Consider the following 23,987-nt stretch of genomic DNA (forward strand, 5'->3'; position numbering starts at 1 on the left):
CGTTAAAGAAAGCCGGACATTCTAGCAGAAAACTTTTCGCGAAGAAGGGCCTCATTCGCTTTCGTAGCGTAACGTCCGTCGGTTCTGTAAGATTTGCTCCCCTTTTTCCATGTCTGTGAGCGCCTGCCGTGCTGCAAAATATTCGTGTTGTCCTGGTCAACACCAGCCATCCCGGCAATATCGGTGGGGCTGCGCGCGCCATGAAGAACATGGGGCTGTCGCGCCTGGCGCTGGTCGATCCACTGCACTTCCCGAGCCCGGAGGCTGCCGCACGCGCCTCCGGTGCCGATGACGTGCTGGCCGGCGCCCAGGTAGTCGCCAGTCTTGAAGAGGCGCTGGTTGGCTGCACCCTGGTGGTCGGCACCAGTGCCCGCGACCGTCGCCTGCCGTGGCCGATGCTCGACCCGCGCGAGTGTGGCGCGAAGACCGTCGAGCAGGCCGCAGGGGGTTGCGAGGTCGCCCTGGTGTTCGGTCGCGAGCACTCCGGGCTGACCAACGAGGAGTTGCAGCGCTGTCATTATCATGTGCACATTCCGTCGAATCCGGACTTCAGCTCGCTGAACCTCGGTGCGGCGGTGCAGGTGCTGGCCTACGAAGTGCGCATGGCCTGGCTGGGGCAGCAGGAGCAGTCAGCCGGGTTGGAGAAAACCGAGGTCGTGCCGGCGCGCACTGAAGAGCTGGCCACCATGGATGAAATGGAAGGGTTCTACGGGCACCTGGAGCAGGCGCTGGTCGAGATCGGTTTCCTTGATCCGGCCAACCCGCGCCACCTGATGTCGCGCCTGCGCCGCCTGTATGGGCGCAGCTCGGTCAATCGTTCGGAAATGAGCATTTTGCGTGGCATCCTCACCGAAACCCAGAAAGCGGCCCGGGGCGATGCGCATAAACGGAAGGATCAATGATGTTCGAGCGTCTGCGTGAAGATATCCAAAGCGTTTTCCACCGAGACCCGGCGGCGCGCAATGCCTTTGAAGTGCTGACCTGCTACCCGGGCATGCATGCGATCTGGCTGCATCGCGCGGCGCACTGCCTGTGGAAAAAGGATTGGAAATGGCTGGCCCGGCTGGTCTCGAACTTTGGGCGCTGGATGACCGGCATCGAGATTCATCCGGGGGCCAAGGTCGGTCGGCGCTTTTTCATCGATCATGGTATGGGCATTGTCATCGGCGAGACCGCCGAGATCGGCGACGATGTCACCCTCTATCAGGGCGTGACCCTGGGCGGCACCAGCTGGAACAAAGGTAAGCGTCACCCGACCCTGGAAGACGGCGTGGTGGTTGGTGCCGGGGCCAAGGTGCTTGGTCCGTTTACCGTCGGCGCCGGGGCCAAGATCGGTTCCAATGCCGTGGTCACCAAGGCGGTGCCGGCTGGTGCCACTGCGGTAGGCATTCCGGGGCGAATCATCGTCAAGTCCGATGGCGAGCAGGAGGCCCGGCGCAAGGCCATGGCCGAGAAGATCGGTTTCGATGCCTATGGCGTCAGCGAAGACATGCCCGACCCGGTGGCCCGCGCCATCGGCCAGTTGCTTGACCACCTGCAGGCGGTCGATGGGCGTCTGGAGGATATGTGCGGCGCCCTGAAGAACCTGGGCAGCGACTATTGCGCCAAGGAGCTGCCGGCGCTGCGCGATGAAGACTTCGCCGGGGTCAAGGCTGATCTGCGTAGCGACACGTCGGCGCATTGACAGAAGGGGCGTGTGCTGGCGCCCCGACTTTGCTATCCTTTGCGCCGCCATTCAGGCGCAAACCCGACTAAAGCACTAGGTCTTATAGTTGACTTAAATGCTCGGGAATCGCATACTCGCACCCATTCCGTAACTCCCGTGGTACTAACTAGCCATGCGACTGACTACCAAAGGCCGATACGCCGTGACCGCCATGCTCGACCTGGCCTTGCACGCGCAAAATGGGCCGGTGTCCCTGGCCGACATCTCTGAACGCCAAGGTATTTCCCTTTCCTACCTGGAGCAGCTGTTCGCCAAGCTGCGTCGCAGCAGCCTGGTCTCCAGTGTGCGCGGGCCGGGCGGCGGCTATCAGCTGTCGCGGGACATGGCGACCATTCAGGTGGCGCAGGTAATCGATGCGGTCAACGAATCCGTCGATGCTACCCGCTGCCAGGGCCTGGGTGACTGCCACGCCGGCGATACCTGCCTGACCCACCACCTGTGGTGCGACCTCAGCCAGCAGATCCACGAATTCCTGAGCGGCATCAGCCTGGCCGACCTTGTGACTCGCCGTGAGGTACAAGAAGTCGCCCAGCGTCAGGACCTGCGCCGCATTGCCGGCCGTAAACCGCAGCTGGACAAGATTGAGACGTCCGCCGTCGAATGACCGTTTCGAACGAGCGACGCGCCTGCCTGATAGGAGATATTCAATGAAGTTGCCGATCTACCTCGATTATTCCGCGACCACGCCGGTCGACCCACGCGTCGCCCAGAAGATGAGCGAATGCCTGCTGGTCGACGGGAACTTCGGTAACCCGGCCTCGCGCTCCCACGTCTTTGGCTGGAAAGCCGAAGAGGCGGTCGAGAACGCCCGCCGTCAGGTTGCCGACCTGGTCAATGCCGACCCGCGTGAAATCGTCTGGACCAGCGGTGCTACCGAGTCCGACAACCTGGCAATCAAAGGTGTCGCGCACTTCTATTCGACCAAGGGCAAGCACATCATCACCTCCAAGATCGAGCATAAAGCGGTCCTGGACAGCACCCGCCAGCTGGAACGTGAAGGCTTCGAAGTTACCTACATCGAGCCAGGGGCTGATGGTCTGATCACTCCGGCCATGGTCGAGGCAGCGCTGCGTGACGACACCGTGCTGGTTTCGATCATGCACGTGAACAACGAAATCGGCACCATCAACGACATCGCCGCCATCGGCGAGCTGACCCGCAGCCGCGGCGTCATGTTCCACGTCGATGCTGCACAGTCCACCGGCAAGGTCGATATCGACCTGCAAAAGCTGAAGGTCGACCTGATGTCGTTCTCGGCGCACAAGACGTATGGCCCGAAAGGTATCGGCGCACTGTACGTCAGCCGTAAGCCACGCGTCCGTCTGGAGGCCACCATGCACGGCGGCGGTCACGAGCGCGGCATGCGTTCCGGCACCCTGGCGACCCACCAGATCGTCGGCATGGGCGAAGCGTTCGCCATCGCCAAGGAACTGATGGCTAGCGAGAACCTGCGCATCAAGGCCCTGAGCGATCGTTTCTACAAGCAGGTTGAAGGTCTGGAAGAGCTGTACATCAACGGCAGCATGACCGCGCGCATTCCGCACAACCTGAACCTGAGCTTCAACTACGTCGAAGGCGAGTCGCTGATCATGGCGCTCAAGGACCTGGCCGTTTCGTCCGGTTCCGCCTGTACTTCGGCTTCCCTCGAGCCGTCCTACGTGCTGCGTGCCCTGGGCCGCAACGACGAACTGGCGCACAGCTCGATCCGCTTCACCTTCGGCCGCTTCTCCACCGAAGAAGAAATCGACTACGCCGCGCAGAAAGTCTGCGAGGCCGTAACCAAGCTGCGCGAATTGTCGCCGCTGTGGGATATGTACAAAGACGGCGTCGACATCTCCAAGATCGAGTGGGCTGCGCACTAAGTAGTCGCCAGCAAGAGCGGCTCTCTGATGAGGAAGGAATTGCACCATGGCATACAGTGAAAAGGTCATCGACCACTACGAAAACCCGCGTAACGTCGGCAAGATGGACGCCGAAGATCCGGACGTAGGTACCGGCATGGTCGGCGCTCCGGCGTGCGGCGACGTGATGCGCCTGCAGATCAAGGTCAACGAGCAGGGCGTTATCGAAGACGCCAAGTTCAAGACCTACGGCTGCGGTTCGGCGATCGCTTCCAGCTCCCTTGCCACCGAGTGGATGAAGGGCAAGACCCTGGACGAAGCGGAAACCATCAAGAACACCCAGCTGGCCGAAGAGCTGGCGCTGCCGCCGGTCAAGATCCACTGCTCGGTTCTCGCCGAAGACGCCATCAAGGCGGCCGTTCGCGATTACAAGCAGAAGAAAGGTTTGCTCTAAGTCGCCTGTTACAGGTAAGGAGTCTCGATGGCTATCAGCATGACAGAAGCCGCCGCCAACCACGTGCGGCGCTCCCTCGAAGGTCGCGGCAAGGGTGACGGCATCCGCCTGGGCGTTCGTACCACCGGCTGCTCCGGTCTGGCCTATGTGCTGGAGTTCGTCGACGAGCCAGCCAGCGAAGACCAGGTGTTCGAAAGTCACGGCGTGAAAGTGATCATCGACCCGAAGAGCCTGGTTTACCTCGACGGCACCGAACTGGATTTCGTCAAGGAAGGGTTGAACGAAGGCTTCAAGTTCAACAACCCCAACGTGCGCGGTGAATGTGGCTGCGGCGAAAGCTTCAACGTCTGAGGCTGAGTTGTGGGTACTCCTTGTCATTTCGCCTTGTTCGGCCTGCAGCCGGGCTTTCGTCTGAACCTCGAGCAACTGGCCACTCGCTACCGCGAGTTGGCCCGTGAGGTGCACCCGGACCGTTTTGCCGATGCCTCCGAGCGCGAGCAGCGCCTGGCACTGGAACAGTCCGCGGGCCTCAACGAAGCCTATCAGACCCTCAAGAGCGCTCCACGCCGGGCGCGCTACCTGTTGGCCATCAGCGGTGCCGAAGTGCCGCAGGAAGTCACTGTCCACGATCCCGAGTTTCTCTTCCAGCAGATGCAATGGCGCGAAGAACTCGAGGACCTGCAGGACAGTGCCGACCTCGACGGTGTCAGCACCTTCAAGCGCCGTCTGAAAGTTGCGCAGGAAGCACTCAACGAGGACTTCGCCGCCTGCTGGGACGATGCTGCGCAGCGTGAACAGGCCGAGCGCCTGATGCGCCGTATGCAGTTCCTCGACAAGCTCGCCTACGAAGTGCGCCAGCTGGAAGAGCGCCTCGACGATTAACCCGGTGTCGCCGTTGGCGACGCCTTTGGTATTCAGAAAAGCATGGCCCTACTGCAGATCGCCGAACCCGGTCAGACTCCTCAGCCCCACCAGCGTCGCCTGGCCGTGGGTATCGACCTTGGCACCACCAATTCGCTGGTCGCTGCGTTGCGCAGTGGCCTCTCCGAACCGCTGCCCGATGCCGAAGGCCGGGTCATCCTGCCGTCCGCAGTGCGCTACCACGCCGACCATGTCGACGTCGGGCATGTCGCCCGTGATGCGGCAGCGAGCGACCCGCTGAACACCGTACTGTCGGTCAAGCGCCTGATGGGCCGTGGCCTGGCAGACGTCAAGCAGCTCGGCGAGCAATTGCCATACCGCTTCGTCGGTGGCGAATCGCATATGCCGTTCATCGACACCGTGCAGGGCGCGAAGAGCCCGGTCGAAGTGTCTGCCGACATTCTCAAGGTGCTGCGCCTGCGCGCCGAAGCCACCCTGGGTGGCGAGCTGGTGGGCGCCGTGATCACCGTGCCGGCCTACTTCGACGACGCCCAGCGCCAGGCCACCAAGGACGCCGCGCGTCTGGCCGGGCTGAACGTGCTGCGCCTGCTCAACGAGCCTACTGCGGCGGCGGTGGCCTATGGCCTGGACCAGAACGCCGAAGGCGTGGTGGCCATCTATGACCTGGGTGGCGGTACCTTCGACATTTCCATCCTGCGCCTGACCGGCGGGGTGTTCGAAGTGCTGGCCACCGGTGGCGACAGCGCCCTGGGCGGTGACGACTTCGACCATGCCATCGCCAGTTGGATCGTCGAGCAGGCCGGCTTGTCCGCCGACCTCGATCCGGGTGCCCAGCGGCAACTGCTCCAGGCCGCCTGCGCGGCCAAGGAAGCGCTGACCGAAACCGACAGCGTGAAGGTCGCCTACGGTAACTGGCAAGCCGACTTGAGCCGTGCCGCCTTTGAAGCGCTGATCGAGCCGATGGTTGCCCGCAGCCTCAAGGCCTGCCGCCGCGCCGTGCGCGACAGCGGCATCGAGCTGGACGAAGTCGAGGCCGTGGTCATGGTCGGTGGTTCCACCCGCGTGCCGCGTGTGCGTGAGGCTGTTGGCGCGCTGTTCGGGCGCACGCCGCTGACCGACATCGACCCGGATCAGGTCGTCGCCATTGGTGCTGCCATCCAGGCCGATACCCTGGCCGGCAACAAGCGCGATGGTGGCGAACTGCTGCTGCTTGACGTGATTCCGTTGTCCCTGGGGCTGGAAACCATGGGCGGGCTGATGGAGAAGGTGATTCCACGCAACACCACCATCCCGGTCGCCCGCGCCCAGGAGTTCACCACTTACAAGGACGGCCAGTCGGCCATGATGATTCACGTGCTCCAGGGTGAGCGCGAGTTGATCAGCGACTGTCGTTCCCTGGCGCGCTTCGAGCTGCGCGGTATTCCAGCGATGGTTGCCGGTGCGGCGAAGATCCGCGTCACGTTCCAGGTCGACGCCGACGGCCTGCTCAGTGTGTCTGCGCGCGAGCTGGGTTCGGGCATCGAATCGAGCATCCAGGTCAAGCCGTCCTACGGCCTGACAGACGGCGAAATTGCCCGGATGCTGAAGGACTCCTTCGAGCATGCCAGCAACGACAAGGTGGCGCGTCAGTTGCGCGAACATCAGGTCGACGCCGAGCGCCTGCTCGAAGCCGTGCAGGGTGCCCTCGATGCCGATGGCGAGCGCCTGCTCGACGCCGAAGAGCGTCTGGCCATAGAACAGCAGATGCAAGATTTGCGTGATTTGATGAACGGCACCGATGGTTCGGCCATCGAGCAGCAGACCCGGCGTCTGTCGCAGGTGACCGATGCCTTTGCCGCCCGTCGCCTTGATTCGACGGTCAAAGCCGCGTTGGCCGGGCGCAACCTGAATGAGATCGAGGATAACTAATGCCGCAGGTGACATTTCTGCCCCACGAGAAGTTCTGTCCGGAGGGGTTGACCGTCGAAGTGCCGCCGGGAACTAACGTTCTTGAGCTAGCCCACGACCATCACATCGAGATCGAAAGCGCTTGCGGTGGCGTTCGTGCCTGCACCACCTGCCACTGCATCGTGCGCAAGGGCTTCAACTCGCTGGAAGAGGCCGACGAGCTCGAGGAAGACATGCTGGACAAGGCGTGGGGCCTGGAGCCGCAGTCGCGCCTGTCGTGCCAGGTGGTGGTTGGCGAGGAAGACCTGACCATCGAAATACCGAAATACTCGCTCAACCACGCTGCCGAAGCGCCGCACTGATTCTGGGAGCCGACATGAGTCTGAAATGGGTTGATGTACTTGAGATCGCAATTCAACTTGCCGAAAGCAAGCCGGAAGTCGATCCTCGTTATGTGAATTTCGTCGATCTGCATCAGTGGGTGCTGGCATTGCCGGAGTTCAGCGACGATCCGAGCCGTGGTGGCGAGAAGGTTCTCGAAGCCATCCAGGCCGCCTGGATCGAAGAAGCTGACTGAGCGCACGCTGCAGGTTAGGCAATCCCCCTGAACCCGCGTATAATTCGCGGGTTTAATTTTTCGCTTCACTTACTGTTTCTGGAGTTACACCATGGCTGTTCAACGTACTTTCTCCATCATCAAGCCTGACGCCGTTGCCAAGAACGTGATCGGCAAGATCACCACTCGCTTCGAAGACGCTGGCCTGAAAATCGTTGCTTCGAAAATCAAGCAACTGTCCAAAGCCGAAGCTGAAGGCTTCTACGCCGAGCACGCTGAGCGTGGCTTCTTCGCTGACCTGGTTGCCTTCATGACTTCCGGCCCGGTTGTCGTTCAGGTCCTGGAAGGCGAAAACGCCATCGCTCGCAACCGTGAGCTGATGGGCGCTACCAACCCTAAAGAAGCTGCTGCCGGCACCATCCGTGCTGACTTCGCCGAGTCCATCGACGCCAACGCCGTTCACGGTTCGGACTCCGAAGCCGCTGCTGCTCGCGAAATCGCTTACTTCTTCGCAGCTACCGAGGTAACCACTCGCTAAGCGAAAGCTTTCGAGTGAGGGTGAATCCATGACGACATCGACTGGCAAAACAAACCTGTTGGGGCTGACCCAGCCGGAAATGGAAAAGTTCTTCGACTCGATAGGGGAGAAGCGCTTCCGTGCCGGTCAGGTTATGAAATGGATTCACCACTTTGGCGTCGACGATTTCGATGCCATGACGAACGTCGGCAAGGTCTTGCGCGAAAAGCTCAAGGCCTGTGCCGAAATTCGTGGTCCCGAAGTGGTCAGCGAGGACATTTCCAGCGACGGCACCCGTAAATGGGTGGTGCGCGTGGCGTCCGGCAGCTGCGTCGAGACCGTCTACATCCCTCAGGGCAAGCGTGGCACGCTGTGTGTCTCGTCTCAGGCCGGTTGTGCCCTGGACTGCAGTTTCTGCTCCACCGGCAAGCAAGGTTTCAACAGCAACCTCACCGCCGCCGAGGTTATCGGCCAGGTGTGGATTGCCAACAAATCGTTCGGCAGCATTCCGGCGACCGTCGACCGTGCCATCACCAACGTGGTGATGATGGGCATGGGCGAGCCGCTGCTGAACTTCGACAACGTGATCGCCGCCATGCGCATCATGATGGATGACCTGGGCTACGGCATCTCCAAACGCCGGGTTACCCTGTCGACGTCCGGCGTTGTGCCGATGATCGACCAGTTGGCCAAGCACATCGACGTGTCGCTGGCCCTGTCGCTGCACGCGCCAAACGACGCGCTGCGCAATGAACTGGTGCCGATCAACAAGAAATACCCGCTCAAGATGCTGCTTGAGTCGTGCCAGCGCTACATGTCCGAACTCGGCGAAAAACGCGTCCTGACCATCGAATACACCCTGCTCAAGGACGTCAACGACAAGCCTGAGCACGCCGTGGAAATGGTTGAACTGCTGAAGAACGTCCCGTGCAAGGTCAACCTGATTCCGTTCAACCCGTTCCCGCACTCCGGCTACGAGCGTCCGAGCAACAATGCTATCAGGCGTTTCCAGGATCACCTGCACCACGCCGGCTTCAACGTCACCGTGCGTACCACCCGTGGCGAGGATATCGACGCCGCCTGTGGTCAGCTGGTCGGCCAGGTCATGGACCGTACCCGTCGCAGTGAGCGTTACATCGCTGTGCGGCAACTGAACGCCGACGCCGATGTCACCGGCGTGGCGGGCAACTAAGGCGAGAAGCGCCATGTCCCTGCGCGTTGCGCTGTCGTTGCTGATTCTGACGCTGCTGGCCGGCTGCGTCAGTAGCGGCAGTTCCGACCCGTTGGTCAGCGACAAGGGCCGCGATGCAGCACGCGAGGCTTATGTGCAGTTGGGCCTGGGCTACTTGCAACAAGGCTTGACCGAACGCGCCAAGGTGCCACTCAAGCAGGCGCTGCAACTGGATGCCGACGATGCCGCGGCCAATGCGGCGCTAGCCCTGGTGTTCCAGCGCGAAGACGAGCCGGCGCTGGCCGAAGCGCACTACCGCAAGGCTCTGGCAGCCAACCCCGACGACCCGCGGCTGCGTAACAATTACGGCAGTTTTCTCTATGCGCAGGGCCGATATTCCCACGCGCTGAAGATGTTTCGCCAAGCGTCCACCGATACCCTGTATCCTGAGCGCTCACGGGTCTTCGAGAACCTTGGCCTGACCGCCATCAAGCTCGGCGAGCGTGACCAGGCGCGTGAATACCTGAACAAGGCTTTGAAGCTCAACCGGCAGCAACCGCGTGCGTTGCTGGAAATGGCTGAGTTGTCTTACGAAGACAGGCATTATGTGCCAGCCCGTGACTTCTACGATCGTTTCAGCCAACTGAGCGACGCTAACGCCCGCAGCCTGCTGCTGGGCAGTCGTCTGGCAAACGTCTTTGAAGAGCGGAGCAAGGCCATCGATCTGGGCCTGCAATTACAACGACTTTATCCCGGTACGCCGGAATATCAGCAATACCTGTCGGAGCAATGATGAAAGCGGCGCATCCCGAAGCAGCAGCAGCGACTCGCGAGAATCCCGGAGAGACCTTGCGTCAGGCCCGCGAGAGCAGGGACTGGTCGCAGGCCGAAGTGGCCCGCAAGCTCAACCTCACCGTGAGTTCCCTGAACAACCTTGAAGCCGGTGCCTTCGACAAGCTGCCGGGGCATACCTTCGCCCGTGGTTATATCCGCGCTTACGCCAAATTGCTCGACATGGACCAGGCGACCCTGGTGCAGGCCTTCGACCAGTGCACTGGCACTCACGCCCAAGGCAGCGACGTGCATGCCCTGGGGCGGATCGAAGAGCCGGTGCGCCTGTCGCACAACATCATGCGTATCGTCAGCCTGGTGCTGTTGGTACTGGTGGTCGGCGGTGGCTTCCTCTGGTGGCAGGACCAGAGCAAGCTGAGCGGCAAGGACCTGGCCAGTATCGCCATGGAACACGTCGAAGTCGAAAGCGCCGACGGCACCACCCAGATTCATCCGCTGGACGAGCCGGAGGACCAGGCCGTTGCCGAAGGTCAGCAGCCGCAAAGCACCGAGCTGAGCCTTGACCAGGGCCAGGCCGCAGCGCCGAACGAAGCCGCACCGGTCGCTGAAACCGCGCCGGCCGTCGTGCCTGCGCCGGCGGCACCTGCCGTTAGCGCGCCGGCTGCCCCGGTCGCCCCTGCGCTAGCGCCTGTGCATACTGCGCCGGCTCCGGTTGTCAGTGCACCGGTCGTGGCCGCCGCAGTTCCGGCCGTCGCCCCGAGCGCCCCAGCCGCCAGCGCCCCGGCTGCTGCGCCAGCGGGCAGCGGCCAACTGCATATGCAATTCAACGCCGATTGCTGGACTTCGGTCACCGATGGCAACGGCAAGCTGCTGTTCAGCGCCATCAAGCGCAAGGGCGACAGCCTGGACCTGACCGGCAAGCCGCCGTTCTCGGTACGCCTGGGCTATGCCCGCGGCGTGCAGGTCAGCTACAACGGCCAGGCCGTCGACGTTGCGCCGTTCACCAGTGGCGAGACTGCTCGCCTGAAGTTGGGACAATAAGTCATGCACGGCGAATCTCCGATCAAACGTCGCGAATCCCGGAAAATCTGGGTCGGTAATGTGCCTGTCGGCGGCGATGCCCCTATCGCCGTCCAGAGCATGACCAACACCGACACCAACGACGTTGCCGCCACCGTTGCGCAGATCCAGCGCCTGGTCGATGCCGGTGTCGACATCGTCCGCGTTTCGGTACCGGACATGGACGCGGCCGAAGCGTTCGGCCGGATCAAGAAACTGGTCAGCGTACCGCTGGTCGCCGACATCCACTTCGACTACCGCATTGCCTTGCGCGTCGCCGAGTTGGGCGTCGACTGCCTGCGCATCAACCCGGGCAACATCGGTCGCGAAGACCGCGTGCGTGCTGTGGTCGATGCCGCCCGCGACCGCGGTATTCCGATCCGTATCGGCGTCAACGCCGGTTCCCTGGAAAAAGACCTGCAAAAGAAATACGGCGAACCGACCCCGGCAGCGCTGGTCGAGTCGGCACTGCGCCACGTCGAGCACCTCGACCGTCTGGATTTCCAGGACTTCAAGGTCAGTGTCAAGGCGTCCGATGTGTTCATGGCGGTCGAAGCCTACCGTCTGCTGGCCAAACAGATCGTCCAGCCGCTGCACCTGGGCATTACCGAAGCCGGTGGCCTGCGTTCGGGTACGGTGAAATCCGCGGTCGGCCTCGGTATGCTGCTTGCCGACGGGATTGGCGATACTATCCGCATCTCGTTGGCGGCCGACCCGGTCGAAGAAGTGAAAGTCGGCTACGACATCCTCAAGTCGCTGCACCTGCGTTCGCGTGGCATCAACTTCATCGCCTGCCCGAGCTGCTCGCGGCAGAACTTCGATGTGGTCAAGACCATGAACGAGCTGGAAGGGCGCCTGGAAGACCTGCTGGTACCGCTCGATGTGGCGGTGATCGGTTGTGTGGTCAACGGCCCGGGCGAAGCCAAGGAAGCCCACGTTGGGCTGACCGGCGGCACGCCGAACCTGATCTACATCGACGGCAAGCCAGCGCAGAAGCTGACCAATGACAACCTGGTGGATGAACTGGAAAAGCTCATCCGGCAGAAAGCGGCCGAAAAAGCCGAGGCCGACGCGGCAGTGATTGCCCGCGGTTGACCGACTCAGATTCGTAAGGATTTTCCGTGAGCAAATCGCTGCAAGCCATCCGTGGCATGAACGACATCCTGCCGGAGCAGACGCCGCTGTGGCGCTACTTCGAAAGCACCGTAGCTGGCCTGCTGGACACCTACGGCTATCGCCAGATCCGCACGCCGATCGTCGAGTTCACCGAGCTATTCAAGCGTTCGATCGGTGAAGTGACCGATATCGTCGAGAAGGAGATGTACACCTTCGAAGACCGCAACGGCGACTCGCTGACCCTGCGCCCTGAAGGCACCGCCGCCTGCGTGCGCGCCGTGCTTGAGCACGGCATCACCGGCAGTGGCCAGGTGCAGAAGCTCTGGTACATCGGCCAGATGTTCCGCCACGAGCGCCCGCAGAAGGGTCGCTATCGCCAGTTCAATCAGATCGGCGTCGAAGTGTTCAACCTCGACGGCCCGGATATCGACGCCGAGCTGATCGTACTGACCTGGCGCCTGTGGGGCCTGCTGGGCATCCGCGACGCGGTCACGCTCGAACTGAACAGCCTGGGCACCAGCGAAGCGCGGGCCCGCTACCGTGACGCGCTGGTCGAGTTTCTCTCGGCACGCCTGGAGCAACTGGACGAAGACAGCCAGCGGCGCCTGAAGAGCAACCCGCTGCGCATCCTCGACAGCAAGGACGCCAATACCCAGAAGGTTCTGGTGGGCGCGCCGAAGCTGGAAGACTACCTCGACGAAGAGTCGCGGCTGCACTTCGACGGCCTGAAGGCGCGTCTGGAGGCTGCCGGCATCCCGTTCGTGATCAACACCAAACTGGTGCGCGGCCTGGATTACTACAGCAAGACGGTGTTCGAGTGGGTGACCGACAAGCTCGGTTCCCAGGGCACTGTCTGTGCCGGTGGCCGTTACGACGGCCTGGTCGAACAGATGGGCGGCAAGCCGACCACCGGCGTAGGTTTCGCCATGGGCATCGAGCGGCTGATCCTGCTGCTGGAAACCCTGGAGCAGGTGCCGGAGTCGATCCACCGTCAGGTCGACGTCTACCTGTGTGCCTTCGGCGAGCAGGCCGAACTGGCTGGGCTGGCCCTGAGCGAGCAACTGCGCGACCGTCTGCCGAACCTGCGCCTGCAGGTGAACGCCGGGGGTGGCAGTTTCAAGAGCCAGTTCAAGAAGGCCGACAAGAGTGCTGCGCTGTTCGCCTTGATCCTGGGGGACGACGAGCTGGCGCAACAAGTGGTAGGTTTCAAACCCCTGCGTGGCCAGGGAGAACAACAAAACATTGCCTGGGATGCTCTGGCCGAGCACCTGGAAGCTTCGTTCGCGCAGGCGTGAAGCGGGTCAACAGCCGATTTGGTGAAAAGGAGTATTGGGGTGTCGAGTACCGATGATGAACAGCTGGCCGCAGTGAAGGACTGGTGGGACCGCAATGGCAAGCCGTTGCTGACCGGTGCCTTGCTGGCCGCAGTGGTAGTGCTGGGCTGGAACATGTGGCACAAATACCAGGGCAACCAGTCGCAAGGCGCCTCGAACCTCTATCAGGCCTTGCTGGAAACCACCCTCACGCCAACCGGCACGCCTGACCTGGCCAAGGTGGCCGAGCTGTCGGGCAAGCTCAAGAGCGAGTTCGGCGGTACTGCCTACGCGCAGTACGGCAGTCTGTTCGTGGCCAAGGTCGCGGTCGATGGCGGCAAGCTGGATGACGCCGCCGCCGAGCTGAAAAGCGTGCTCGACAAGCCGGCCGACGCCACCCTGGGCGAAATCGCCCGGCAGCGTCTGGCCCGTGTCCTGGCCGCCCAGAACAAAACTGACGAAGCGCTGAAGCTGCTCGAAGGCGACGCCGACAAGGCGTTCCTGGCCAGCCGCGAAGAGCTCAAAGGCGACCTGCTGGTACAGCTGGGCCGTGCCGATGACGCCCATGCCGCTTATGAAAAAGCCAAGGCCGCGCTGTCTGACGACGCTGCGATCGGTGGTTTGCAACTCAAGCTCGACGACCTTGCCAAAGGGGATGCGTGACGTGATCGGTTGGAAACATGCAGCAGTGCTGGCCGTGGCCCTTCTGGCCGTTGGTTGCAGCAGCAACAGCAAAAAGGAATTGCCTCCGGCCGAGCTGACCAAGTTCACCGAGGAAGTGGTGCTGAAGAAGCAGTGGAGTCGTTCGATCGGTGACGGTCAGGGCGAAACCTTCAACATGCTGGTTCCGGCCATCGAGAATGACCGTATCTACGCCGCCGATGTGACCGGCGTGGTCATGGCCCTGGATCGCCTGAACGGCGACGTGGCCTGGAAGAAGGACCTCGAACTGCCGGTTTCCGGCGCCGTTGGCGTGGGTTACGGCATGGTCATGCTCGGCACCCTGAAGGGCGAAGTGATTGCCCTGGATGCCAGCACCGGTGAAGAGAAGTGGCGCTCGCGCGTCACCAGCGAAGTCCTGGCACCGCCAGCCACCAACGGTGACGTAGTGGTTGTGCAAACCCAGGACGACCGCGTGATCGGCCTGGACGCCAGCACCGGCGACCGCCGCTGGATCTACGAAAGCACCCCTGCGGTACTGACCCTGCGCGGTACCGGGGCGCCGATCGTGACCAACCGTCTGGCCATCGCCGGGCTGTCGACCGGCAAGGTCATCGCCCTTGACACCCAGAACGGCGTGCCGGTCTGGGAGCAGCGCGTAGCGATTCCACAAGGTCGTTCCGAGCTGGATCGCGTAGTCGATATCGACGGTGGCCTGCTGCTGTCCGGCGGTACCCTCTACGTTGCCAGTTACCAGGGGCGGGTGGCCGGCCTGGACATGGAAAGCGGCCGTGTGCTGTGGCAGCGCGATGCCTCCAGCTACACCGGTGTGGCCCAAGGCTTCGGTAACGTCTACGTGAGCCTGGCTTCGGGCACCGTCGAAGGTATCGACGAGCGCTCGTCTTCGGCGCTGTGGAGCAATGATGCCCTGGCCCGTCGTCAGCTGTCGGCGCCGGAAGTCTATTCCAGCTACGTGGCGGTCGGTGACCTGGAAGGTTACCTGCACCTGCTGAGCCAGGTAGATGGTCGTTTCGTTGGCCGTGAGCGGATCGACAGCGACGGCCTGCGCGCCCGTCCGCTGGTAGTAGGGGACATGATTTATGTGTTTGGCAACAGCGGCAAACTCGAGGCGCTGACCATTCGCTGAGTCTATGCTTGAGGCCTGCGGGCCTCGGGCTGCGGCGCCTTCGGGGCGCTGCCCGAACTCCGGCCGCTGCCCTGCAGCGGCCTTTGTATTTTTTGAATTTATGAAGTGGAGAGCCGCATGGTTCCCGTAATCGCCCTGGTGGGCCGACCGAACGTCGGTAAATCCACCATGTTCAACCGCCTGACCAGGACCCGCGATGCCATCGTCGGTGACCTTTCCGGCCTGACTCGTGATCGTCAATATGGTGAGGCGCGCTGGCAAGGGCGTTCCTACATCCTGGTCGACACCGGTGGTATTTCCGGTGACGAGCATGGCATGGACGAAAAAATGGCCGAGCAGTCGCTGCTGGCCATCGAAGAAGCCGATGTAGTGCTGTTCCTGGTGGACGCCCGGGCTGGCCTGACCGCTGCCGACCAGATGATTTCCGAGCACCTGCGCAAGCGCAACAAGCGCTCGTTCCTGGTGGCGAACAAGATCGACAACATCGATCCGAACACCGCCGTGGCCGAGTTCTCGCCGCTGGGCATGGGCAACGCCCTGCCGGTGGCCGGCTCCCAAGGCCGTGGTATCAACAACCTGCTGGAAGTGGTGCTGAGCGATTTCCCTCGTGACAAGGACGAGGAAGAGATCGACACCAACGTTGCCGAAGGCGAGGAAGCGGTACGTATCCCGGGGCCGAGCGAGAAGGATGGCATCAAGATCGCCATTATTGGCCGGCCGAACGTCGGCAAGTCGACCCTGGTCAACCGCATGCTCGGTGAAGACCGGGTAATCGTCTACGACCAGCCCGGCACCACCCGCGACAGTATCTACATTCCCTTCGAGCGTAACGAAGAGAAGTACACGCTGATCGACACCGCCGGTGTGCGCAAGCGCGGCAAGATCCACGAGGAAGTCGAGAAGTTCTCGGTGGTCAAGACGCTGCAGGCGATCAAGGACGCCAACGTGGTGATCTTCGTCATGGATGCCCGCGAAGGCGTGGTGGACCATGACCTGAACCTGCTGGGCTTTGCCCTGGAAGCCGGCCGCGCCATCGTCATCGCCCTGAACAAGTGGGATGGCATGCAGCCGAGCAAGCGCGACTATGTGAAGACCGAGCTGGAGCGCCGGCTGTTCTTCGTTGACTTCGCCGACATCCACTTCATTTCGGCGTTGCACGGCACTGGCGTGGGCAACTTGTACCAGTCGGTGCAGAACTCGTTCAAGTCGGCGGTAACCCGCTGGCCGACCAGCCGCCTGACGCAGATCCTCGAAGACGCGGTCAGCGAGCACCAGCCGCCGATGGTCAACGGTCGCCGGATCAAGCTGCGCTATGCCCACCTCGGTGGCGCGAACCCGCCGATCATCGTGATCCACGGCAACCAGGTCGAGAAGGTTCCGAAGTCGTACTCGCGCTATCTGGAAAACACCTACCGCCGCGTGCTGAAGCTGGTCGGTACGCCGATCCGCATCGAGTACAAGGGTAGCGACAACCCGTACGAGGGGAACAAGAACACGCTGACCGACCGCCAGGTCAACAAGAAGCGGCGTTTGATGTCGCACCACAAGAAGGCCGAGAAGAAGCGCCGCGACAAGCGCTAACAGCAAGAGCATCGCCGGCCGAGCCCGCTCCCACAGTGTTCCATGTGGGGGCGGGCTCGTCCCGCAGTGCGGCCTCCAGCTTTTTCCTGACCACTCAATCCGCTATGCTCGAAGGCCGAACCGCGCCGCCTCGAGCCGGATGTCAGCAGGAAAGAGGGCCCCATGATCAGCAGCAAGTTGCCGAACGTCGGCACGACCATCTTTACCACCATGTCCCAGCTCGCCGTGCAAACCGGCGCGATCAACCTGTCTCAGGGTTTTCCCGACTTCAACGGCCCGCAAGCGTTGTTGGACGCGGTTGGCCGGCACGTCAGCGCCGGGCATAACCAGTATGCGCCGATGACCGGTCTGCCCGCCCTGCGCCAGCAGGTGGCGGCGAAGGTCGCTCGTAGCTATGGCGTGACCGTGGATGCCGACAGCGAAGTGACCATTACCCCGGGTGCGACCGAGGCGATTTTCTGCGCGATCCACGCGATCATCCGCGACGGCGACGAAGTGATTGTCTTCGACCCGTGCTACGACAGCTACGAACCCGCGGTGGAACTGGCCGGTGGCCGCTGTGTGCATGTGCAACTGGGCGCCAGCGATTTTGCCATCGACTGGCAGAAGCTCAGCGATGCGCTGAGCCCGCGTACCCGGATGATCATCATCAACTCGCCGCACAACCCCAGCGGCGCACTGATCAGCCGCGCCGAACTCGACCAACTGGCCCAACTGATCGCCGAGCGCGACATCTACCTGATCAGCGACGAAGTCTATGAGCACCTGGTGTTCGACGGCGTCGCCCACGCCAGCGTGCTGGCGCATCCGGCCCTGGCCCAGCGTGCCTTTGTGGTCAGTTCGTTCGGCAAGACCTACCACGTCACCGGCTGGAAAACCGGTTATGTGATTGCCCCGCCGGCGCTGACTGCCGAGCTGCGCAAGGTGCACCAGTACGTCAACTTCTGCGGGGTGACCCCGCTGCAATGTGCGCTGGCCGATTTCATGGCCGAGCACCCCGAGCACGTCGAGGAGTTGCCGGCGTTCTACCAGGCCAAGCGTGACCTGTTCTGCGATTTGCTGGGCCCATCGCGGTTTCGGTTCAGCCGTTCGGCGGGCACCTATTTTCAACTGGTCGACTATTCGCAGATTCGCCCTGACTTGAACGACGTCGACATGGCCCTGTGGTTGACCCGCGAACATGGCGTGGCGACCATTCCGGTGTCGGTGTTCTATCAGCAACCCATGGCCGAGCAGCGCCTGGTGCGCCTGTGCTTTGCCAAACGCGAGGAGACGCTGCGCGAAGCAGCGGAGAAACTATGCGCGATCTGAGCAACCTGCCCAACCTCAAGGTCGCCCTGATCCAGACCACCCTGGCCTGGCAGGACCGGCTGGCCAACTACGAACACTTCGAGGGCCTGCTGGAGCAGGCCCGCGGTGCCGACTTGATCGTCTTGCCGGAAATGTTCACCACCGGTTTTTCGATGGATTCCGAAAGCCTGGCCGAGCCGGAGAACGGCCCGACCTACAAATGGCTGAAGAGCCAGGCGAAGAAGCTCGATGCCGTGGTGACCGGCAGCGTCATCATCCAGGCGGCCGACGGTAGCCACCGCAATCGCCTGTTGTGGGCGCGGCCGGATGGCGAACTGCTGCATTACGACAAGCGTCACCTGTTCCGTATGGCTGGCGAGCACAAGCACTACACGCCGGGCGAGCGCCAGGTGCAGTTCGAGCTCAAGGGTTGGCGGGTGCGCCCGCTGATCTGTTACGACCTGCGCTTCCCGGTGTGGAGTCGTGACGCCCAGGACACTGACCTGCTGCTGTACACGGCGAACTGGCCGGCCGCACGCCGCCAGCACTGGAACCGGTTGCTGCCGGCGCGGGGGATCGAGAACCTGTGTTATGTGGCGGCGGTGAACCGGGTGGGTACCGACGGCAAGGGCTTTGCCTATACCGGCGACAGCCAGGTGCTGGACTTCCAGGGCGAGAGCCTGCTCAGTGCCGGGGAAGCGGACGGGGTGTTTACCGTGGTGCTGAATGCGGCCGACCTGGCAAGCTACCGGACGCGGTTCCCGGCCAATCTGGATGCGGATACGTTCGAGCTGCATTGATTCGTCGCTCTGTGTAGGCGCTGGCACGCCAGCGCCTACAGGCGATCAGTACACATCCCGCCGATAGCGCCCAGCCTCGGTCAGGCGCTCGACCTCTGCCGCGCCGAGCACTTCATTCAGCACGGCATCAACCCCGGCGGCCATGCCTTGCAGGCTGCCGCAGAGGTAGATCGATGCGCCATCCTCCAGCCAGCGTTTGAGCGCCACTGCATGCTCGCGCAGACGATCCTGCACATACACCTTGTGCGCCTGGTCCCGTGAGAAGGCCAGGTCCAGCCGCGCCAGATCGCCGTTCGCCAGCCAGCCCTGCAACTCCTCGCGGCAGAGGAAGTCATAGGCCTCGTTGCGCTCGCCGAACAACAGCCAGTTGCGCTGTTCGCCTGCCGCGATCCGCGCCTTGAGCAGGCTGCGTAGCCCCGCCAGGCCGGTGCCATTGCCCACCAGCAGCATCGGCGCGGCAGTCGCCGGCAGATGGAAGCCACTGTTGCGCCGCAACCGCAGGCTCACGCTATCGCCTACGGGTAGATGCTCGGTCAGCCAGCCCGAACCCAGGCCCAGTGTGCCATCGGCATGCCGCTCCTGGCGGACGATCAGCTCCAGCACGCCGTCGCTGGCAATCGAGGCGATCGAGTATTCCCGTGCTGTCAGCGGAATCAGCGCATCGATCAGCGCCTGGGCATGCAAACCGACCAGATGCTCGCGGCTGCTTGGCAATTGCCGGCTGGCCAGGGCCACTGCCAGCGGCTCGCGCAAGCCATCGACCTGCACCTCAGCATCGGCCGAAAGGCCCAGGCCCTGGAGGAACTGCGTAACCGCCTCGCGGCCATGGCGTGGCAGGATTTCCACCAGGTCTCCGGCCTGCCAGGTCTGCGCGGCAGGGGCAGTGAGCCCGAGCAGGTACACCGCCGAACCCTGGCTACCCAGGTTCATCCGCTCGCGGCGGGTCAGGGTCCACTGTTCGAAGTCCGGCGCTTGCCAGGCTGGCAGTGTGCTGCTGCCGCTCAGCTCGGCCAGTTGCTGCTGCCAGCGCTGTAGCGCTGCCGGGTCGGCGTTGTCGACTTCGATCGGGGCAAAGCTGGCCTTGGCGCCGCGTTCGCCGAGCCAGGCATGCAGGCGCTGGGCAAAACCGCAGAACTGTGGATACTGGCGGTCGCCGAGGGCGAGTAGGGTGTAATTCAGTTCAGCCAGTGCCCACGACTGGCCCATCACCTTGCGCTCGAACCCGCGGGCGCTGTCTGGCGCCTCGCCGTCGCCGAAGGTGCTCACCACAAACAGCGCGCGCTCGGCTTGGCGCAGGTCGGCTTCGGTCAGTTGTGCCAGCGGCTGCACGCGCACCGGCACGCCGGCCGCTTGCAGTTGCCCGGCGCTCTGCCAGGCCAGTTGTTCGGCAAAGCCGCTCTGGCTGGCAAAGCCCACCAGCCAGCCACCGTTGCCCTCGCCAGCCGGCGTCAGCCCGCCACGTGCGGCCTTGACCTGACGCTTCTTGCGCCGCCGGTCGAGGTACAGCAGCCAGCCAGTAACGAAGAACAGCGGCATGCTCAGGCTGGCGACGGTAACGATGATCCGCCCCGGCAGGCCGAAATAGCTGCCGACGTGCAGGGCGTATACGCTGCCGAGCAGTTGCGCCTTGAACGATTTGTCGGTGTACACCTCGTGCTTGCGCACCTGGCCCGTGGCCGGGTCGAGGGTCAGGGTGTTGAAGGCGCGTTCGTGCGCCGCGCCCTCAAGCAGGTAGAACAGGGTCGCCGGTTGCCCGCCCGCCGACGGCAAACGCAAGTTGTAGGTGCTCAGGCCGGGGCCGGCTGCGGCTTTCAGGCTGGTCCAGATGGCGTCGTAATCCACCACCAGTGGCGCGGCGTTCTTGTCCGCCTGTGGCGGACCACCACGACCACGGCCACCCTGGCCGCGGCCTTCGCTGCGCTTCTGTTCGCCGGCTGCTGGCGCATCGGCCAGCAGCGTGTTCAGGCCGTCGCGGTACCATTCGTATGACCAGAACAACCCGGTCAGGGCAAACAGCAGGTAGAACAGCAGGCACCAGGTACCGAACACGGCATGCAGGTCCCAGTTGAACGCGCGGCCTTTTTTCGCCCAGTCGAAGGTCAGCCAGGTGCGCCAGTTCAGTGCTTGGCGCGGCCAGCGCAGGTACAGGCCGGAGAGGCAGAAGAAGATCAGCATCAGCGTACAGGCACCAGTGATCTGCCGGCCGCTGTCGCCCATGGCGAGGAAACGGTGCAGTCGCAGCATCAGGTCGAAGAAGCCCTGGCCGCCGACGTCTCCCTGGAACTCGCCGGTGTATGGGTCGACGTAACGCAGTTGGCCGCGACGTTCGCCCGGCGCTGGGGTGAAGAACACCCGTGCAGCCGCATCGCCCTGGGTCTGTACCCAGAGCATGGCGACTTTGTCGCCCTGCGTGGCCTCGACCTTGCGCACCAGCTCGGCAGGCGGCAGCACGCCACTGTCGCGGACCTCGACCTTGAGCACGTCCGGGTTGAACGCGCGCAGCAGTTCTTCCTGGAACGACCAGACCGCCCCGGTCACGCCCATCAGGGCGAGCACCAGGCCGGCCGTGATGCCAAAGAACCAGTGCAGTTGAAACAGCGACTTCTTCAACACATCGACCACCTTGACTTGTCGGTTACGCGAGCGCGCCGCGCCGTATGCCGTGATACACAAAAGCCCCGCTCACCAGGGGGAGCGGGGCTTGCCTGCCAGCGGTTCTTAGAAGTGGAAGCTGGTGGTCAGCAGGGCAGTACGCCCGGCTGCCTGGTTGGCAAAGTGCGCAGCGTATGCCTTGTCGTAGTAGACCTCGTTGGTGAGGTTCTGCACGTTCAGTTGCAGGTCGACGTTCTTGGTCAGCTTGTAGCTGGCCATGGCGTCATAACGAACGTAGGACGGTACGTACACCGTGTTGTTCAGGTCGCCCCAGACATCGTCGACGTAGAACGCACCACCGCCCAGGGTCAGCTTGTCGGTCACGTCATACGTGGTCCACAGGCTGAAGCTGTTCTTCGGCGTGTTCGGCAGTTCGTTGCCTTTGGCCGGGTTGGCGCCGCCGGTCAGTTGGGCATTCCGGTTGCCCGCTTCACCTGGGTCCACCGCCTCGCTCTTCAGGTAGCTGTAGCCGGCAAATACCTGCCACTGGTCGGTGATTTTACCGCTGGCGCCCAGTTCGATCCCGTCGACACGGGTGGTGCCGGAGTTTTCGTAGGTGTTGTTGGCAACCAGGACCCGAGTGTTTTCCTTTTCGGTACGGAAAATCGCTGCGGTCAGCGCGACACGGTTGTGGAACAGGTCCCACTTGGTGCCCAGCTCGTAGTTTTTGGTGGTTTCCGGTTCCAGGGCGCTCTGCAGTGTGCTGTTGCCGGCCGTCAACGGATTGCCGTCAGTGCCTTCGTTGAGCATCGCACCAGGCGGGGTTGCCGACGTGGCATAGGAAACGTAGATGCTGCCGTTCTCGGCCGGCTTCCAGACCAGGCCAGCCTGCCAGTTCCAGAAGTTGCTGTCGTTGCTGGTCTTGCCGGTGGTGGTGTTCTTGGCCTTGGTATCGAAGGTGTCGTAACGCAGGCCGAGGTTCACCAGCCATTGCGGGTCGAGCTCGATGGTGTCGAAGACGTAGGCCGCGCGGGTGTTGGCGGTGGTCTCGGTGCCAGCGTAGTTGCGGGTGATGGTGCCGGTGTAGTCATCGTTCGGGTTTGGGTTGCCCAGCGAGGTGCAGGTGCCACCGGCAACTACGCCTGGGCGGCACACCGGGTTGCTGTTGGCCGGGTTGGCAAAGGTGTAGCCGGTGACCTTGCTTTCTTCACGGGTGAATTCCAGGCCGGTGGAGTAGCTGTGCTTGAAGCCCAGGGCCTGGAACTCGCCAAACAGGTCGGTCTGGTTGGTGGTGGTCGCGGTATTGCTGACCCGGGCGTTGGCACGGCGCCAGACGGTGCCGAACTGATTGGTGTTGTGCTGGCTGTCGTCCGGCTGGGTCAGGATGTAGTCCTGGCCGGTGTTGCCGTGGCGCAGGGTGTTCTTGATGGTCATCGAGTCGCTGATATCGTGCTCGATGGAAAGGGTGCTGATGTCGGCGCGGGTCTTGCGGAAGTCGCGGCTTTTCAGACCATAGAAGTTGTCGCTGTCGCCGCCGTCGGTGGGTTTGTCGTGCACGTGTGTAGCCGTGGCCGAGGCAGACGTGTAGCCGTATGGAATGCCCGAGTCCGGCAGGTCGTCGCTTTCCATGTGGTAGTAGTTCAGGTTGACGCGGGTCGGCGTACCGAGGCCGAAGGTCACCGACGGCGCCACGCCCCAGCGATCGTAATTGATCGAATCGCGGCCGGCGACGTTCTGCTCGTGGCTCATCAGGTTCAGTCGGAATGCTGCGGTGTCGAGGAACTGACGGTTTACGTCGAGGGTGTAGCGGCGGGTCTGGTCGGAGCCGTAGGTGAACGCACCGTTGGTGAAGTCCTGCTGTTTCGGCGCTTTGCTGACCAGGTTTAGGCTGCCACCTGCCGAGCCACGGCCGCCGAACGACGAGTTCGGGCCTTTGCTGACTTCGATGGATTCAATGGCAAAGATTTCGCGGGTTTGTGCACCGGTGTCACGCACGCCGTCGAGGAAGGTGTCGCTTTGTGAGTCGAAGCCGCGGATGAACGGCCGGTCGCCTTGCGGGTTACCGCCTTCGCCAGCGCCGAAGGTGATGCCGGGCACAGTGCGCAAGGCGTCCTGCAGCGAAACGGCGCCGGTATCTTTGAGTACCTGTTGTGGCACCACCGTCACCGAGCGCGGTGTATCCACCAGCGGTGCGGTGTACTTCTGCGAGGAGGCTTTCTCGACCTTGTAGTCGGTGCTCGACGCTTCGGCCTGGCCGGTAATGCTGGTGGCGTCCAGCGAGATCGAGTCCTTGGCAGGGGCTGTTTCTGCGGCAAAGGCCAGGTGGCCGGCCGAGGTGGCGGTCATTGCTACACCAATGGCGGATGCGAGCAAGCGTGGTGAGCTGACAGCGGTTGGCACGTAGTGACGCGGCATTGGTGGTCCCCCTCCCAAGGTTTTCGAGGCGGCGAAATATAGTGTAAACAAATATGAGTAACAATTGAGAAGGATTGCTATTCGTGAGAAATTTACATTCTTTACAAATTTGCCGTGCGGTTTTTCCGTGCTCAACCGTCTCACCCGCCGATTGGGCCTTGTAGTGAGCCAATAAGAATCAATACCAT

Annotated in this window: 23 protein-coding genes; 21 read left to right on the forward strand and 2 right to left on the reverse strand. The window is 62.7% G+C overall.

Going from position 1 to position 23,987, the window contains the following annotated elements; genetic code table 11:
- The first annotated feature begins 128 nt into the window (after window positions 1-128).
- The 21 genes from trmJ (at window position 129) to DCO48_RS04655 (ending at window position 18,792) form a co-directional block, all read left to right on the forward strand.
- Window positions 129-902: a tRNA (cytosine(32)/uridine(32)-2'-O)-methyltransferase TrmJ gene (gene trmJ, locus DCO48_RS04555; RefSeq protein ID WP_116549426.1), complete on the forward strand. Its 774-nt coding sequence runs from the start codon at window positions 129-131 to the stop codon at window positions 900-902.
- Window positions 902-1,684, forward strand: coding sequence for a serine O-acetyltransferase (cysE, locus tag DCO48_RS04560; protein WP_116549427.1), 783 nt, complete (start codon window positions 902-904; stop codon window positions 1,682-1,684). Before trmJ ends, cysE begins: the two co-directional genes overlap by 1 nt.
- A 154-nt stretch (window positions 1,685-1,838) precedes the next feature.
- Window positions 1,839-2,330: a Fe-S cluster assembly transcriptional regulator IscR gene (gene iscR / locus DCO48_RS04565; RefSeq protein ID WP_116549428.1), complete on the forward strand. Its 492-nt coding sequence runs from the start codon at window positions 1,839-1,841 to the stop codon at window positions 2,328-2,330.
- Window positions 2,331-2,373: 43 nt separating this feature from the next.
- A complete protein-coding gene (locus DCO48_RS04570; RefSeq protein WP_116549429.1) occupies window positions 2,374-3,588 on the forward strand; it encodes an IscS subfamily cysteine desulfurase in 1,215 nt (404 codons plus the stop codon).
- Between the two features lie 46 nt (window positions 3,589-3,634).
- Window positions 3,635-4,021, forward strand: coding sequence for a Fe-S cluster assembly scaffold IscU (gene iscU, locus DCO48_RS04575; protein ID WP_040261926.1), 387 nt, complete (start codon window positions 3,635-3,637; stop codon window positions 4,019-4,021).
- Between the two features lie 27 nt (window positions 4,022-4,048).
- Window positions 4,049-4,372, forward strand: a complete 324-nt coding sequence (gene iscA, locus DCO48_RS04580) for an iron-sulfur cluster assembly protein IscA (RefSeq protein ID WP_116549430.1) — start codon at window positions 4,049-4,051, stop codon at window positions 4,370-4,372.
- A gap of 9 nt (window positions 4,373-4,381) precedes the next feature.
- Window positions 4,382-4,903, forward strand: a complete 522-nt coding sequence (hscB, locus tag DCO48_RS04585) for a co-chaperone HscB (RefSeq protein ID WP_116549431.1) — start codon at window positions 4,382-4,384, stop codon at window positions 4,901-4,903.
- 42 nt (window positions 4,904-4,945) lie between these two features.
- Window positions 4,946-6,811, forward strand: coding sequence for a Fe-S protein assembly chaperone HscA (gene hscA, locus DCO48_RS04590; RefSeq protein ID WP_116549432.1), 1,866 nt, complete (start codon window positions 4,946-4,948; stop codon window positions 6,809-6,811).
- Complete coding sequence (fdx, locus tag DCO48_RS04595) at window positions 6,811-7,152, forward strand: ISC system 2Fe-2S type ferredoxin (RefSeq protein ID WP_116549433.1); 342 nt, start codon at window positions 6,811-6,813, stop codon at window positions 7,150-7,152. The genes hscA and fdx overlap by 1 nt, the downstream gene beginning before the upstream one ends.
- Before the next feature lie 14 nt (window positions 7,153-7,166).
- A complete protein-coding gene (iscX, locus tag DCO48_RS04600; RefSeq protein WP_116549434.1) occupies window positions 7,167-7,367 on the forward strand; it encodes a Fe-S cluster assembly protein IscX in 201 nt (66 codons plus the stop codon).
- Window positions 7,368-7,458: 91 nt separating this feature from the next.
- Window positions 7,459-7,884: a nucleoside-diphosphate kinase gene (gene ndk / locus DCO48_RS04605; protein ID WP_116549435.1), complete on the forward strand. Its 426-nt coding sequence runs from the start codon at window positions 7,459-7,461 to the stop codon at window positions 7,882-7,884.
- A gap of 28 nt (window positions 7,885-7,912) precedes the next feature.
- Window positions 7,913-9,055: a 23S rRNA (adenine(2503)-C(2))-methyltransferase RlmN gene (rlmN, locus tag DCO48_RS04610; protein ID WP_116549436.1), complete on the forward strand. Its 1,143-nt coding sequence runs from the start codon at window positions 7,913-7,915 to the stop codon at window positions 9,053-9,055.
- 13 nt (window positions 9,056-9,068) lie between these two features.
- Window positions 9,069-9,827, forward strand: coding sequence for a type IV pilus biogenesis/stability protein PilW (gene pilW / locus DCO48_RS04615; RefSeq protein ID WP_116549437.1), 759 nt, complete (start codon window positions 9,069-9,071; stop codon window positions 9,825-9,827).
- A complete protein-coding gene (locus tag DCO48_RS04620) occupies window positions 9,827-10,867 on the forward strand; it encodes a RodZ family helix-turn-helix domain-containing protein (RefSeq protein WP_116549438.1) in 1,041 nt (346 codons plus the stop codon). Before pilW ends, DCO48_RS04620 begins: the two co-directional genes overlap by 1 nt.
- Before the next feature lie 3 nt (window positions 10,868-10,870).
- The gene (gene ispG / locus DCO48_RS04625; protein ID WP_116549439.1) at window positions 10,871-11,980 is read left to right on the forward strand and encodes a flavodoxin-dependent (E)-4-hydroxy-3-methylbut-2-enyl-diphosphate synthase; all 1,110 of its coding nucleotides are present in this window, start codon (window positions 10,871-10,873) and stop codon (window positions 11,978-11,980) included.
- 26 nt (window positions 11,981-12,006) lie between these two features.
- On the forward strand, window positions 12,007-13,296 hold the full coding sequence (gene hisS / locus DCO48_RS04630) for a histidine--tRNA ligase (RefSeq protein ID WP_116549440.1): 1,290 nt from the start codon (window positions 12,007-12,009) through the stop codon (window positions 13,294-13,296).
- Between the two features lie 39 nt (window positions 13,297-13,335).
- Entirely contained in the window at window positions 13,336-13,977 is a 642-nt protein-coding gene (locus tag DCO48_RS04635; RefSeq protein WP_116549441.1) for a tetratricopeptide repeat protein, read from the forward strand.
- Complete coding sequence (gene bamB / locus DCO48_RS04640; RefSeq protein ID WP_116549442.1) at window positions 13,970-15,121, forward strand: outer membrane protein assembly factor BamB; 1,152 nt, start codon at window positions 13,970-13,972, stop codon at window positions 15,119-15,121. The genes DCO48_RS04635 and bamB overlap by 8 nt, the downstream gene beginning before the upstream one ends.
- A gap of 117 nt (window positions 15,122-15,238) precedes the next feature.
- On the forward strand, window positions 15,239-16,702 hold the full coding sequence (gene der, locus DCO48_RS04645) for a ribosome biogenesis GTPase Der (RefSeq protein WP_116549443.1): 1,464 nt from the start codon (window positions 15,239-15,241) through the stop codon (window positions 16,700-16,702).
- A 162-nt stretch (window positions 16,703-16,864) separates the two neighbouring features.
- Window positions 16,865-18,013 (forward strand): pyridoxal phosphate-dependent aminotransferase, encoded by a 1,149-nt coding sequence (locus DCO48_RS04650; protein WP_116549444.1) that lies wholly within the window; start codon window positions 16,865-16,867, stop codon window positions 18,011-18,013.
- Window positions 18,001-18,792: an amidohydrolase gene (locus DCO48_RS04655; RefSeq protein ID WP_116549445.1), complete on the forward strand. Its 792-nt coding sequence runs from the start codon at window positions 18,001-18,003 to the stop codon at window positions 18,790-18,792. Before DCO48_RS04650 ends, DCO48_RS04655 begins: the two co-directional genes overlap by 13 nt.
- A 45-nt stretch (window positions 18,793-18,837) precedes the next feature.
- Here the strand turns inward: DCO48_RS04655 and DCO48_RS04660 are convergent, their stop codons facing one another.
- Together DCO48_RS04660 and DCO48_RS04665 are read right to left on the reverse strand one after the other, a co-directional pair.
- Entirely contained in the window at window positions 18,838-21,405 is a 2,568-nt protein-coding gene (locus DCO48_RS04660) for a sulfite reductase flavoprotein subunit alpha (RefSeq protein ID WP_116549446.1), read from the reverse strand.
- 105 nt (window positions 21,406-21,510) lie between these two features.
- Window positions 21,511-23,799 carry a TonB-dependent siderophore receptor gene (locus tag DCO48_RS04665; RefSeq protein ID WP_116549447.1) on the reverse strand — a complete coding sequence of 763 codons (2,289 nt, stop codon included), beginning with the start codon at window positions 23,797-23,799 and terminating at the stop codon, window positions 21,511-21,513.
- Window positions 23,800-23,987 lie beyond the last annotated feature (188 nt).

Source organism: Pseudomonas sp. SDI (assembly GCF_003105155.1).
Classification (GTDB): domain Bacteria; phylum Pseudomonadota; class Gammaproteobacteria; order Pseudomonadales; family Pseudomonadaceae; genus Aquipseudomonas.

What these genes read in the sequence shown, in the direction of transcription:
- cysE (WP_116549427.1), top strand. Translation starts at nt 902, where the DNA reads ATGTTCGAGCGTCTGCGTGAAGATATCCAAAGCGTTTTCCACCGAGAC.
- iscR (WP_116549428.1), top strand. Translation starts at nt 1,839, where the DNA reads ATGCGACTGACTACCAAAGGCCGATACGCCGTGACCGCCATGCTCGAC.
- DCO48_RS04570 (WP_116549429.1), top strand. Translation starts at nt 2,374, where the DNA reads ATGAAGTTGCCGATCTACCTCGATTATTCCGCGACCACGCCGGTCGAC.
- iscU (WP_040261926.1), top strand. Translation starts at nt 3,635, where the DNA reads ATGGCATACAGTGAAAAGGTCATCGACCACTACGAAAACCCGCGTAAC.
- iscA (WP_116549430.1), top strand. Translation starts at nt 4,049, where the DNA reads ATGGCTATCAGCATGACAGAAGCCGCCGCCAACCACGTGCGGCGCTCC.
- hscA (WP_116549432.1), top strand. Translation starts at nt 4,946, where the DNA reads ATGGCCCTACTGCAGATCGCCGAACCCGGTCAGACTCCTCAGCCCCAC.
- fdx (WP_116549433.1), top strand. Translation starts at nt 6,811, where the DNA reads ATGCCGCAGGTGACATTTCTGCCCCACGAGAAGTTCTGTCCGGAGGGG.
- iscX (WP_116549434.1), top strand. Translation starts at nt 7,167, where the DNA reads ATGAGTCTGAAATGGGTTGATGTACTTGAGATCGCAATTCAACTTGCC.
- ndk (WP_116549435.1), top strand. Translation starts at nt 7,459, where the DNA reads ATGGCTGTTCAACGTACTTTCTCCATCATCAAGCCTGACGCCGTTGCC.
- rlmN (WP_116549436.1), top strand. Translation starts at nt 7,913, where the DNA reads ATGACGACATCGACTGGCAAAACAAACCTGTTGGGGCTGACCCAGCCG.
- pilW (WP_116549437.1), top strand. Translation starts at nt 9,069, where the DNA reads ATGTCCCTGCGCGTTGCGCTGTCGTTGCTGATTCTGACGCTGCTGGCC.
- DCO48_RS04620 (WP_116549438.1), top strand. Translation starts at nt 9,827, where the DNA reads ATGAAAGCGGCGCATCCCGAAGCAGCAGCAGCGACTCGCGAGAATCCC.
- ispG (WP_116549439.1), top strand. Translation starts at nt 10,871, where the DNA reads ATGCACGGCGAATCTCCGATCAAACGTCGCGAATCCCGGAAAATCTGG.
- bamB (WP_116549442.1), top strand. Translation starts at nt 13,970, where the DNA reads ATGCGTGACGTGATCGGTTGGAAACATGCAGCAGTGCTGGCCGTGGCC.
- der (WP_116549443.1), top strand. Translation starts at nt 15,239, where the DNA reads ATGGTTCCCGTAATCGCCCTGGTGGGCCGACCGAACGTCGGTAAATCC.
- DCO48_RS04650 (WP_116549444.1), top strand. Translation starts at nt 16,865, where the DNA reads ATGATCAGCAGCAAGTTGCCGAACGTCGGCACGACCATCTTTACCACC.
- DCO48_RS04655 (WP_116549445.1), top strand. Translation starts at nt 18,001, where the DNA reads ATGCGCGATCTGAGCAACCTGCCCAACCTCAAGGTCGCCCTGATCCAG.
- DCO48_RS04665 (WP_116549447.1), bottom strand. Translation starts at nt 23,799, where the DNA reads ATGCCGCGTCACTACGTGCCAACCGCTGTCAGCTCACCACGCTTGCTC.